Raw genomic sequence first — 11,962 nt, 5'->3', positions numbered from 1 at the left:
GCTAGCTTATTGAGCACATTGACCGCCAGTGAGCAGATGCTCACCGTCGTTGGCTCAACGGGCGACGGCGACGACAGGGACGGGGCACGCGACCATGGCACCTCGGAAGTCGACGAGCGACGACGGCGAGCCGTCCGGCTCGACAGTCCGCGCGGCCTCGCGCGGAACCCCCGACTCCGGCCAGGACCTGCGTCTTCTCGTCCGCGCCGCGACCATGTACCACCTCGAGGGGCTCACCCAGGCCGAGATCGCATCACGCCTGGGCGTCTCGCGGCCGACCGCCGGTCGGCTGGTGGCGCGGGCCCGGGCGCAGGGCCTCGTCCGCGTGTCCGTGGCTGCGCCGGCGCATCTCTCGGCCTCGATCCACACCGATCTCGAGCGCGCGGTGGAGGAGACCCTCGGTCTCGACGAGGTGCTCATCATCGACGAGGTGGCCGACGGCACCACCACCGGCAACGCGGCGCTCGGCCGCGCCGGGGCGTCGGTGCTCACCCGCCGCATCCAGGCGACCGACACCTTCGGATTCACCTGGGGGCCGGAGCAGGTGGCTGTCGCCGATGCCATGGCCGCGTCGGCGTCGTGTCAGCGGGTCGTGCAGATGGACGGCTCGATGACCTCGGTGGAGTACCACACCGGCGTCGACCATGCACTGTCCCGGTTCTCCGAACGTCTTCATGCCCGTCCGCTGCGGCTGGTCGCACCGCTGTATGTCGACCCGGAGACGGTCACCGCCGTGAACCGTGATTCGATTCTGTCGCAGGCGCTCTCGGCGGCACGTGGTGCGCAGGTGATGCTTTTCGGCGTCGGGTCGGTGTCGACGTCGACCACATTGTTCGAGGGCTCGTTCATCGATGCCGTCGTGCTCGACGAGCTCCTGGAACTCGGCGCGGTCGGAGAGATCGGCGGACGCTTCTACGACGCGCACGGCGTCGCGGTGCCCTCCAGTCTCGTCGATCGGACCGTCTCGGTGTCGCTCGACGCGGTCCGGGCCTGCCCGACATCGATCCTCGTGTCCGGTGGCACACACCGTCGCGAGTCCATCCTCGGCGCGTTGCGCGGTGGCTACGCCACCATTCTCGTCACCGACCTCGCCACCGCCGAATGGCTTGTGGTGCAAGAGAAAGGCGAACAATGATGTTCTCCCGACACCGAGTGCGATGGGCGCTGGGTGCGATCATCGCGACCGTGACGCTGGTGCTGACCGGCTGCTCCGGCGCCGGTTCACTCACCGGCGGCGGTGGTCGCGAGATCACCGTCGCGATGGTCTCCAACTCGCAGATGCAGGACGCGGTAAAGCTGTCCACGCAGTTCGAGGAGCAGAATCCCGGCGTCACGGTGCGATTCGTGACCCTCTCCGAGAACGAGGCGCGGGCCAAGATCACCGCATCGGTGGCCACCGGCGGCGGTGAGTTCGACGTCGTGATGATCAGCAATTACGAGACCCCGATGTGGGGCGAGTACGGCTGGCTCGTGAATCTGAGCCCGTACATGGATGCGGATCCCGAGTACGACGCCGACGACTTCATCCCGACGCTGAAAACGGCTCTGTCTCACGATGGTTCGATGTACTCGGCGCCCTTCTACGGCGAGTCGTCGTTCCTGATGTACAACAAGAAGCTCTTCGCCGAGGCGGGGGTGTCGTTGCCGGCCCAACCGACGTGGCCCCAGGTCGCGGAGGCGGCGGCCAAGCTCGACAACGAGCGCACCGCGGGCATCTGCCTGCGCGGCAAGCCCGGCTGGGGTGAGGTGCTCGCCCCGCTCAACACGGTGATCAACGCCTTCGGGGGCCGCTGGTACGACGAGGACTGGAACGCGCAGCTCGACAGTCCGGAGGTCGCCGCGGCGGTGAAGTTCTACGTCGACACCGTCCGGAACCACGGCGAGGCCGGCGCCGCGTCGTCGGGCTTCCAGGAGTGCGGAAACCTGTTGTCGCAGGGCCAGGTCGCGATGTGGTACGACGCGACCTCGGCGGTGTCGGTGCTCGAGAGCCCGGACACCTCGTCGATCGCCGGGGACGTCGGCTACCTGCCGGCGCCCAGTATGGCCAAGGGAGACAACGGCTGGCTCTACACCTGGTCGCTCGGCATCCCCACCAGCAGCGAACACCAGGACGAGGCGTGGAAGTTCATCCGGTGGATGACCAGCAAGAGCTACATCGAGTACGTCTCGGAGACCCTGGGGCCCAGTCACGTCCCACCGGGCAGCCGCCTGTCCACGTATGAACTGCCGGCCTACAAGGAACTCGCCGCGCCGTTCGCCGAGCAGACACTGAGCGCGATGCGCGCAGCGAACCAGTTGAAGCCGACCCTCGAACCGGTGCCCTACACCGGCGTCCAGTTCCTCGCGATCCCGGAGTTCCAGGACCTCGGAACCCGGGTGAGTCAACAGATCTCGGCAGCCATCGCCGGTCAGATCAGTGTCGACGACGCGCTCGCCCAGGCACAGGAGTACGCCCAGGTCGTCGGCAAGTCCTACCAGAGGGAGCAGTGATCATGGCCACCGCAGTGTCCACTCCACCACCCGACACGACGCCGAAGGCACCGCTGACGTCCTCGCGTGATCACGTCACGCGCGCCGAGGGCTGGCGGCGTCGCGGCCCGCTCCTGCCGGCCCTGATCTTCTTGATCGTGGTCACGCAGATCCCGTTCGTGTTCACGCTGTACTACTCCACCCAGTCCTGGAACCTGGTGCGTCCGGATTCGCGTGCGTTCGTCGGTCTCGACAACTATGTCGCGGTCTTCGGCGACAGTCAGTTCTGGCGGGTGACGGTCAACACGATCCTGCTGATCGTCGGCACCGTGCTCATCTCCGTGCTCCTCGGTCTGATGTTCGCCCTTCTGCTCGACCGGAAGTTCCTGGGCCGTGGCGTGGTTCGGACACTGCTCATCACGCCGTTCCTCGTCACCCCGGTGGCGGCCGCGCTCCTGTGGAAGACGAGTCTGCTCTCGCCGACCAACGGACTCGTCAACTGGGCGCTGAGTCCGTTCGGTATCGAGACCGACTGGCTGTCGGAGTTCCCGCTGATCAGCGTGATGGCCGAATTGGTCTGGCAGTGGACGCCGTTCATGATGCTGCTGATCCTCGCCGGCCTGCAATCGATGCCCCGCGACATCCAGGAAGCGGCACGCGTCGACGGCGCCACGAGCTTCCGGCTATTCCGGGAACTCACCCTCCCGCATCTGCGCCGGTTCATCGAACTCGGTGCGGTGCTCGGGGCCATCTACCTGGTCAACACCTTCGACGCGGTGTACATGATGACCTCCGGTGGTCCGGGTGTCTCCAGTTCGAATCTGTCGTACTACATCTACCAGCGCGCGTTCCTCGGCTTCGACATCGGCCAGGCCGCCGCGATGGGTGTCGTGACCGTGATCGGCACGATCGTCGTCGCCACGCTCGCCCTGCGACTGATCTTCAAATCATTCTCCGGAACAGAGGAGCCGGCCTGATGAGCACCGACATTCGCTCCGACCATGCGTCGGCGGGCAATACAGAAGACAAGTCCGGCACCGAGATCCGCCGTCGGCGCCGTCCGCGGCAGGCGGCGCTGACCGCGGTGACCTGGATTCTCGCGATCGGGTTCTTCTTCCCCGTGCTCTGGATGGTGCTGACCGCGTTCAAGCAGGAGAGCGACGCCGCGACGAACCCGCCGACCTTCTTCTTCGAGCCCACGCTGCAGCAGTTCCGAGACGTCTTCGACGCGGGAATCGCGACACCCCTGTTGAATTCCTTGTTCGCGACGATCGTGTCGACGATCCTGGTGCTGCTCCTGGGCGTGCCCGCGGCGTTCGCGCTGTCGCTGCGCCCGGTACGCAAGACCAAGGACGCGCTGTTCTTCTTCATCAGCACCAAGATGCTGCCGATCGTCGCCGCGATCATCCCGCTGTACGTGATCGTCGGCGAGATCGGGATGCTCGACAACATCTGGACCCTGATCGTCCTCTACACCGCGATGAACCTCCCGATCGCCGTGTGGATGATGCGGTCGTTCTTCCTCGAGGTCCCCGGCGAACTCCTCGAGGCCGCCAGCATCGACGGCGCGAGTCTGTGGACGTCGGTGCGTGAAGTGATCCTGCCGCTGATCTCGCCGGGAATCGCAGCGACAGCACTGATCTGCGTGATCTTCTCGTGGAACGAGTTCTTCTTCGCCGTCAACATGACCGCGGTCAACGCGCAGACGATGCCGGTGTTCCTGACCGGTTTCATGTCCGGCCAGGGCCTGTACTGGGCGCAGCTGTCCGCCGCATCCGTGCTCGCCGCGCTGCCGGTCGTCATCTGCGGCTGGATCGCCCAGAACAAGCTCGTCCGCGGCCTGTCGTTCGGCGCGATCAAGTAGTCCGCATCCCCCCAACAACAACTTGTAGAAACCGGAGAACATCATGGCTTCCATCACCTACGACAAGGCCTGCTGCGTCTACCCCGGCGCGGACAAACTCGCCGTCGACTCACTGAACCTGGACATCGACGACGGTGAGTTCGTGGTCCTCGTCGGACCGTCGGGCTCGGGCAAGTCCACCGCCCTGCGCATGCTCGCCGGGCTCGAAGAGATCGACTCGGGTCAGATCCGGATCGGTGGCGACAACATGGTCGGCGTCGCGCCCAAGGACCGCGACATCGCGATGGTCTTCCAGAACTACGCGCTGTACCCCAACAAGACCGTCGGGGAGAACATGGGTTTCGCGTTGAAGATGCGCGGCGTGCCCGCCGACGAGCGCAAGCGCAAGGTCGCCGAGGCCGCGCGGTTGCTCGACCTGACCGACTTCCTCGACCGTAAACCCGCGAAGCTGTCGGGTGGTCAGCGGCAGCGTGTCGCCATGGGGCGGGCCATCGTTCGCGAACCGCAGGTCTTCTGCATGGACGAGCCGCTGTCGAATCTCGACGCCAAACTCCGCGTCCAGACCCGTACCCAGATCGCGGCCCTGCAGCGTCGCCTGGCCACCACGACCGTCTACGTCACCCACGACCAGGTCGAGGCGATGACCATGGGGGATCGTGTCGCTGTCCTGAAAAACGGGGTGCTGCAGCAGTTCTCCACGCCGACAGAACTGTACGACCGCCCGGTCAACGCATTCGTCGCCGGGTTCATCGGCTCGCCGGGGATGAACCTCTTCGTGGCGCCGGTCGTCGACGGCGTGATCACCGTGTCAGGTGCTGCCGTGGACATCGACGCCGAAGCGCAGGCCGCGCTGCGTCGTTCCGGTCTGGAGTCCGTGGTCGTGGGCATCCGTCCGGAGCACCTCGCGTTGTCCGACAGTGGCACCGGACTCAACGCCGACGTCGCTCTCCTCGAGGAACTCGGTAGCGAGACCTACATCTACGCCAACCTCGCCGACGACTCGGTCCGCAACCTCGACGGCGATCCGATGGTGATGGTCGCGCGGTCTGCCGAACGCTCTCCGGCCAAGCGGGGCGAGGGCATTCGCCTGCGCCAGTCCGACAGCGCGGTGCACCTGTTCGACCCGTCCACCGGAGACCGCATCAACTGATCGACCCGTCGACTGGGCGTCGTCTCGCGACGCGAGATTCTCCGCTGGTCGAGTCCTGTTCTCCGCTGGTCGAGCCGTGTTCGCCGCTGGTTGAGCCCTGTTCTCCGCTGGTCGAGCCGTGTACTCCGCTGGTTGAGCCCTGTCGAAACCACCCCGGTGCACCCGCCGTAGATCTCGAAGGGCACCCTCGGAGACTGTGACCATCTGGGAACTAGTCGTCGTACTCGTCGCCGGCGTCGGGGCGGGCGCGATCAACGCCCTCGTGGGCAGCGGAACCCTCATCACGTTCCCGACGCTGGTCGCGTTCGGCGTCCCGCCCGTCACCGCGACGATGTCCAACGCGATCGGCCTCGTCGCCGGCGGGGTGTCCGGAACGTGGGGATATCGGCGTGAACTCGAGGGCCAGTGGCCGCGCCTCCGGTGGCAGATTCCGGCGTCGTTCACCGGTGCGATCGCCGGCTGCTGGCTTCTGCTCCATCTGCCGGAGACGGTGTTCGAGACCGTGGTCCCGATTCTGCTCGTCGCCGCGCTGATCCTCGTCGTCGCCCAGCCCTACATCCAGAGATGGGTGGGCACTCGCACGTCGCCCAGCGGAGACCTCACCCCATCGCACCTCGGTCCTCTGCGGATCGCGGCGATGACCCTCGGGACATTCGCCGTCGGTGTCTACGGCGGCTACTTCACCGCCGCGCAAGGCATCCTCTTGATGGGCATTCTGGGTGTGGTCGTACCGGACCACCTGCAACGGCTGAACGCGGCGAAGAACCTGCTGTCCCTGGTGGTCAACGTCGTCGCCGCCGTTACCTACACCCTCGTGGCCTTCGATCGGATCGATTGGTGGGCAGCTGCTGCCATCGCGGTCGGGTCGCTGGCCGGTGGTTTCCTCGGCGCAAGATACGGGCGCCGCCTCTCACCACGCGCGCTCCGTGGGGTGATCGTCGTCGTCGGACTGATCGGCCTCTGGCGACTTCTCGCGTGATCCGGCGGCACGAGCCGCCGATGCGACGCCCAGTCGACGGGAGTGGGTCAGTGCGCGGCGGCGGTGTCCTTCTTGCGCCGCGGGATGACGTGCAGGATCGCCACGATGATGGCACCGACCACCAAGCCGACGACGGCGGAGAGCACGGTGCCGGCCGTCCAGGACAGCACGGCGCCGAAGCCGCCGTGGACCAACTCTTCGAACCAGTGCTCGACGTCGTGGAGCCGATCGGCGGGCCAGTGGAAGCCGGCCTCGCCCACGTTGACGATCAGAATGTGGCCACCCACCCAGAGCATGGCCGCGATACCGACGACCGTCAGCGTCGACATGATCTTGGGCATGGCGCGGACCAGACCGCGGCCGATCTTCTGCACCGTCGGCGACTCGCGCTGCGCCAGTGCCAGCCCGACGTCGTCCATCTTCACGATGACGGCGACTACGCCGTAGACGAGGGCGGTGATCAGGAAGGCGACGACCACGAGGACTGCGAGACGGGTCCAGAACGGTTCGGACTCGACGGAGGACAACGAGATGACCATGATCTCGGCGGACAGGATCAGGTCGGTGCGGATCGCGCCGCTGACCATCGTCTTCTCGAACTCGGGACCGGCTTGGCCGGCGGTCTGCTCCTCGGCGTGGTGGCCGCCGCCGATCGCCTCCCAGACCTTCTCGGCGCCCTCGAAGCAGAGGAACAGGCCGCCGGCGATCAGCAGGTAGGGAAGCGCCTGCGGGAGGAACTGGCTGAGGATCATCGCCACCGGCAGGATGATCAGCAACTTGTTGCGGATCGAGCCGAGGGCGATCTTGCGCACGATCGGCAATTCGCGGTCGGGCGTGAACCCGTGGACATAGCGGGGCGTGACCGCGGTGTCGTCGACCACGACTCCCGCCGCCTTGACACTGGCCTTGCCGGCCGCCGCGCCGATGTCGTCGAGAGATGCGGCGGCCGCCCGGGTGAGGGTCACGATGTCATCGAGCAGGGCGACGAGACCACTGGCCACGGGAACCTCCGGGGTTCGAGGAACTGAGTTCTCGAACAGTATGCCGAAACGGACGCGGACCACACTGTGCAGAGGCGGTCCGCGTCCGTTTCGTCGGATTCGGTTGTCGGGCGTCGGAAGACGCCGGGCCGGGTCAGGTACGCGCGGGAACGGCCGGGGTGTCGTCGGCAGCGCCGCCGGCGTCGCGGAGTCCGCCGCGCTTCCGCCGGATCGTCATCAGCGTGAGCAGACCGATCGCGCTCGAACCGATGAGGAAGTAGGCGGGGGAGAGCGAGTTGCCGGTGCGGTCGATGAGCCACGTGGCGATGTAGGCGGCGGTCCCGCCGGCCAAGACCGTCGAGAGGTTGAAGCCGAGCGCGACGCCGGTCAAGCGAACCTTCGTGTCGAACAACGACGGGAACAGCGGTGCGGTGGCGACCTGGATCAGCGGGGTACACAATGCGAACACCGCGAAGGCGATGGCGGCCACCGCCAGACCGTGCCCGGTCATCAGAGCCATCGCGGGGTAGGCGAGGGTGGCGGCGGTGAGCAGGCCGGCGATGAGGACGGGCCGACTTCCGAAGCGGTCCACCAGGATTCCCGCCAGTGGCATACACGATGCGATGAAGACGATCACGCCGGCGGCGGTCCAGGTGACCGCGGTCTGACTGTATCCGCCCTCGCGAACGAGGTGGATGCCGATGTAGGTGAGCACCATGTATCCGGTCGCGTTCTGAGCGATACCCAACCCGAGGACCTGCAGGACCTGGGCGGGCTGGCTGCGCAACAGCTCTCGGAGCGGCGCCTTCGGCAGCTCGCGCCGTTCGGCGGTCTTCGTGAACTCGGGTGAGTCCTCGATGCGGGTTCGCAGCCACAGGCAGAGCACCAGCAGCGGCAGGCCGGCGACGAACGGGATGCGCCAGCCCCAACTGTCCATCTGGGCCTCGGAGGTCAGAGCCGAGGTGGTCGCGACGACGATCGCGGCCAGCGCGAAGCCGCTGTTCGAGCCCAGTGCGACGATCGATCCGCCCAGGCCACGACGCTTCGGTCCGACGATCTCGTAGACGTAGGTCAGCGCGCCGCCGAGCTCACCGCCCGCCGAGAAGCCCTGGAGCAACCGGGCGACGACCAGCAGGATCGGCGCGAGGACCCCGACCGCGGCGTAAGTGGGCAGCAGGGCCATGAGCGTGGTGCCCACACCCATCAGGATCACCGACACCAGGAGCGCTCGTTTGCGGCCGAAGCGGTCGCCGAGACGTCCGAAGAAGATGCCGCCGATCGGCCGCATCAGATATGCCGACGCGAAGACGGCGAGGCTGGACAGCAGCGAGGCGGTCGGGTCATCGCTGGGGAAGAACAGCGGGCTGACCACGACCGCGAGGTACGCGTACACCGTCAGGTCGTAGTACTCGACCACCGTTCCGATGCCGGCCGCGACGACCGCTCGCCGGCTCCGTCGATCCTGGGATGCCATGAGGTCTCTTTCTGGGAATGGACTCTGGGGGCACTAATATGTACATATTTAGTGAGACGTGGGTTACTGTAGAACGCGTCACGAGCAATCGGCAAGAGCATCCGGAGGAATCACCATGCGTCCCACGCACTCTCCACGTCCCGATCTCGCCGTGCGCTACCGGGCGGCGGGGCATTGGCGCGACCGGACGGTCGACCACTTCCTCGAGCGGGCCGCCGCGCTGTATCCCGACACGGTCGCGGTCATCGACGGCGACCGGCGGCTGAACTTCGCCGATGTGGAACAGCAATCCCTGCGCTTGGCCGCGGCGCTCCACGACCGCGGTGTGCAGCCGGGCGACGTGGTGTCGTTCCAGCTCCCGAACTCGGCCGACGCGGTCGTCGTCTTCCATGCGATCCAGCGAGTCCGAGGTATCGCCAACCCGATCGTGCCGATCTACCGGGAACGCGAGGTCGGGTTCATCCTCGGCCAGGCAGGCACCAAGGTCGCCTTCGTTCCCAGAACACACCGGGGATTCGATCATTCCGCAATGTATGAAACTCTCCGACAACGACTTCCGGAACTGGACCTGGTCGTCACGACCGGCGGTCCAGCAGCCGACGACCAGACCGTCGGACTCGCCGATCTCATCGCCGTCGCGACACCGGAGATGATCGAGGCGGTGCGCGCGCTGCCGCCCGCCGATCCCGACGACGTGTGCCTGCTGCTGTACACATCGGGAACCACCGCGGACCCGAAGGGCGCGTTGCACAGTCACAACACCCTCGTGTTCGAGAACATGTCGATGATCGACACGTTCGGGCTCAACGAGCGCGACGTCGTGTTCAACCCGTCGCCGGTGACACATGTGACGGGCGTGAACTGCGCCCTCATGCTGCCGTTCCTCCTCGGTGCGCCGGTGGTGCTCCAGGACGCGTGGGACCCGGAGGTTGCGCTGGCGAGGGTGCTCGAGGAGCGCGCCAGCTTCATGATCTTCGCGACTCCGTTCCTGCGTGGCCTCGTGGACGCGGCCGTCGCCCGTGGCGTACGCACACCGTCGGTGCGCTACATCATCTGCGGGGGCGCCGACATCCCGGACTCGCTGGTGACCAGATCCACCGAGGTGCTGGGCACCGTGACGCGGATGTACGGCGCCACCGAGGGGCCGTCGGTGACGTCGGCGAACAGGTTCGACGATCCCGGTCTGCGGACCGGAACGGACGGGCGCGTGCTCGCCCCGACCGAGGTCATCGTGTCCGACGGCGCCGGGGGCATCGCCGCGACCGGCGTCGTCGGTGAGGTGCTGTGGCGCGGGCCCGACACCTTTCTCGGATACCTCGACGCATCGCTCAACGACGAGGCCTTCACCGCCGACGGGTTCTTCCGTAGCGGTGATCTCGCCTACTTCGACGCCGACGGTGGAATCCACATCGTCGGCCGGATCAAGGACATCATCAACCGGTCCGGGGAGAAGATCAGCACCCACGACGTCGAGAACGAACTGAGTGAGCATCCCGCGGTCGCCGAGATCGCGGTCGTCGCCGGGCCGGACGCCCGAACCGGGGAGCGGGGGTGCGCCTTCGTGGTCACCCGGGACGCCGTCGACCTCACCCTCGAAGAGGTTCGAGAGTTCCTGGCCGCGAGAGGAATCGCGATGCAGAAGGTCCCGGAGAGCGTGTTCGTCGTCGACTCCCTGCCGAAGACGGCGAGCGGGAAGATCCAGAAGTTCGCCCTCCGCGACTGGACCCGCGACCGCACGACCACACCGCCGCAGATGCAGGACGTGACCATCTCCGCGGCGCATGAACGGTGAGAAATCCCGCAGGACAGCGCGAACGAGCAGGACAGGAACGACGAGAATGACGACGACCGCACCGAGCGCGATCACGCTCGATGACTACGAAGAACAGGCGCGGGCCTGGCTCGACGCCGAACTCCCGGCGCGGGCTGCACAGGAGCACGACCCGACCTACGCCATCTTCCACAACCGGACACACGACGAGGAACGTGCGCTGATCGACGCGGCGCGAGCGTGGCAGGCCCGACGCGTGGACGCGGGCTTCGGCGCGATCACCTGGGGCCCGGACTGGGGCGGACCGGGTCTCACGGCGGGCCACGAACGCGTCTACGTGAACCTCGAACGCGGATACCAGGCCCCCGACCGGCACGAGAACGTCCTGGTGACAGTCGAACTGGTGGCGCCGACCCTGCACGCACTCGGGACCGACGAGCAGCGGGAGCGATTCGTCCGCCCGTTCCTCCGCGCAGACGAGCTGTGCTGCCAGCTGTTCTCCGAGCCCGGGGCGGGTTCGGACCTGGCCGGCTTGTCGACGAAAGCCGTTCGGAGTGGGGACACCTGGCGGATCAACGGCCAGAAGGTGTGGAGTTCCGGCGCGCAGTTCTCCGAGTGGGGTCTGCTCATCGCCCGGTCCGACCGGTCGGCGCCGAAACACAAGGGCATGACCGCATTCATGGTCCCGATGGACACGCCCGGCGTGGAGGTGCGGCCGATCCGGCAGATGTCCGGCGGATCGACGTTCAACGAGGTCTTCCTCTCCGACGTCGAACTCCCGGACTCCCTGCGAGTCGGTGCCGAGGGCGACGGATGGAAGGTCGCGCTCACCACACTCGGTTTCGAGCGGAACTCCAGTGCCGGGATCGTCAGCGCCGGCGGTAACAGCGTCGACCTCGCCCGCCTCGTCGACCGTCTCGGACTGTCCGACGACCCGTTGGCCCGCCGGCGCCTCGGCGACGCCGCGATCTATGAACGGGCGGCGGCCCTCATGGTGGCGCGCTACGCCGAACGTGAACGGGCCGGTGCCGTCCCGGGTGTCGAGGGCTCCATCGGCAAACTCGTGTGGACGCAGAACCTGAAGCGCGTCGGCGACGCCGCGGCGTCGTTCCTCGGCGACCGGATCGTCGCCGACACCGGCGAGCCCGACACATTCGCATGGTCGGAGCATCTGCTCGGCGCACCCGGGTACCGCATCGCGGGCGGCTCGGACGAGATCCAACGGAACATCATCGGCGAACGCGGCCTCGGACTGCCGCGCGAACCCCGCTAGGA

At 67.0% G+C, this 11,962-nt stretch carries 10 protein-coding genes; 8 read left to right on the top strand and 2 right to left on the bottom strand.

Annotated features, from left to right (window positions below):
• Nucleotides 1-94: 94 nt before the first annotated feature.
• The 6 genes from LEL84_RS13355 (at nucleotide 95) to LEL84_RS13330 (ending at nucleotide 6,462) form a co-directional block, all read left to right on the top strand.
• Nucleotides 95-1,135, top strand: a complete 1,041-nt coding sequence (locus LEL84_RS13355; RefSeq protein WP_068970510.1) for a sugar-binding transcriptional regulator — start codon at nucleotides 95-97, stop codon at nucleotides 1,133-1,135.
• Nucleotides 1,132-2,490, top strand: coding sequence for an ABC transporter substrate-binding protein (locus tag LEL84_RS13350; protein WP_068970511.1), 1,359 nt, complete (start codon nucleotides 1,132-1,134; stop codon nucleotides 2,488-2,490). Before LEL84_RS13355 ends, LEL84_RS13350 begins: the two co-directional genes overlap by 4 nt.
• A gap of 2 nt (nucleotides 2,491-2,492) precedes the next feature.
• Nucleotides 2,493-3,446 (top strand): carbohydrate ABC transporter permease, encoded by a 954-nt coding sequence (locus LEL84_RS13345; RefSeq protein WP_068970514.1) that lies wholly within the window; start codon nucleotides 2,493-2,495, stop codon nucleotides 3,444-3,446.
• A complete protein-coding gene (locus tag LEL84_RS13340) occupies nucleotides 3,446-4,333 on the top strand; it encodes a carbohydrate ABC transporter permease (protein WP_226511867.1) in 888 nt (295 codons plus the stop codon). Before LEL84_RS13345 ends, LEL84_RS13340 begins: the two co-directional genes overlap by 1 nt.
• 43 nt (nucleotides 4,334-4,376) lie before the next feature.
• A complete protein-coding gene (locus tag LEL84_RS13335; protein ID WP_226511866.1) occupies nucleotides 4,377-5,483 on the top strand; it encodes an ABC transporter ATP-binding protein in 1,107 nt (368 codons plus the stop codon).
• A gap of 196 nt (nucleotides 5,484-5,679) precedes the next feature.
• Nucleotides 5,680-6,462: a sulfite exporter TauE/SafE family protein gene (locus LEL84_RS13330; RefSeq protein ID WP_226511865.1), complete on the top strand. Its 783-nt coding sequence runs from the start codon at nucleotides 5,680-5,682 to the stop codon at nucleotides 6,460-6,462.
• 47 nt (nucleotides 6,463-6,509) lie between these two features.
• On the opposite strand, the gene LEL84_RS13325 is transcribed toward LEL84_RS13330, so the two are convergent.
• Together LEL84_RS13325 and LEL84_RS13320 are read right to left on the bottom strand one after the other, a co-directional pair.
• Nucleotides 6,510-7,463 (bottom strand): DUF808 domain-containing protein, encoded by a 954-nt coding sequence (locus tag LEL84_RS13325; protein ID WP_058252869.1) that lies wholly within the window; start codon nucleotides 7,461-7,463, stop codon nucleotides 6,510-6,512.
• Nucleotides 7,464-7,596: 133 nt separating this feature from the next.
• Nucleotides 7,597-8,916 carry an MFS transporter gene (locus LEL84_RS13320; protein WP_226511864.1) on the bottom strand — a complete coding sequence of 440 codons (1,320 nt, stop codon included), beginning with the start codon at nucleotides 8,914-8,916 and terminating at the stop codon, nucleotides 7,597-7,599.
• A 115-nt stretch (nucleotides 8,917-9,031) separates the two neighbouring features.
• On the opposite strand from LEL84_RS13320, the gene LEL84_RS13315 reads away from it, so the two are divergent.
• A complete protein-coding gene (locus tag LEL84_RS13315) occupies nucleotides 9,032-10,708 on the top strand; it encodes an AMP-binding protein (protein WP_226511863.1) in 1,677 nt (558 codons plus the stop codon).
• A 46-nt stretch (nucleotides 10,709-10,754) separates the two neighbouring features.
• The gene (locus tag LEL84_RS13310; protein ID WP_226511862.1) at nucleotides 10,755-11,960 is read left to right on the top strand and encodes an acyl-CoA dehydrogenase family protein; all 1,206 of its coding nucleotides are present in this window, start codon (nucleotides 10,755-10,757) and stop codon (nucleotides 11,958-11,960) included.
• Nucleotides 11,961-11,962 lie beyond the last annotated feature (2 nt).

It is taken from the genome of Gordonia sp. WA4-43, from assembly GCF_020520305.1.
In the GTDB taxonomy this organism is placed as follows: domain Bacteria; phylum Actinomycetota; class Actinomycetes; order Mycobacteriales; family Mycobacteriaceae; genus Gordonia; species Gordonia hongkongensis.
Note: the sequence above shows the minus strand (reverse complement) of the source record. Positions and strands in the feature narration are given on the sequence as shown.

Bases quoted from the DNA above. Each gene is read 5' to 3' on its own strand.
- LEL84_RS13355 (WP_068970510.1), top strand. From the start codon at position 95: ATGGCACCTCGGAAGTCGACGAGCGACGACGGCGAGCCGTCCGGCTCG.
- LEL84_RS13350 (WP_068970511.1), top strand. From the start codon at position 1,132: ATGATGTTCTCCCGACACCGAGTGCGATGGGCGCTGGGTGCGATCATC.
- LEL84_RS13345 (WP_068970514.1), top strand. From the start codon at position 2,493: ATGGCCACCGCAGTGTCCACTCCACCACCCGACACGACGCCGAAGGCA.
- LEL84_RS13340 (WP_226511867.1), top strand. From the start codon at position 3,446: ATGAGCACCGACATTCGCTCCGACCATGCGTCGGCGGGCAATACAGAA.
- LEL84_RS13335 (WP_226511866.1), top strand. From the start codon at position 4,377: ATGGCTTCCATCACCTACGACAAGGCCTGCTGCGTCTACCCCGGCGCG.
- LEL84_RS13320 (WP_226511864.1), bottom strand. From the start codon at position 8,916: ATGGCATCCCAGGATCGACGGAGCCGGCGAGCGGTCGTCGCGGCCGGC.
- LEL84_RS13315 (WP_226511863.1), top strand. From the start codon at position 9,032: ATGCGTCCCACGCACTCTCCACGTCCCGATCTCGCCGTGCGCTACCGG.
- LEL84_RS13310 (WP_226511862.1), top strand. From the start codon at position 10,755: ATGACGACGACCGCACCGAGCGCGATCACGCTCGATGACTACGAAGAA.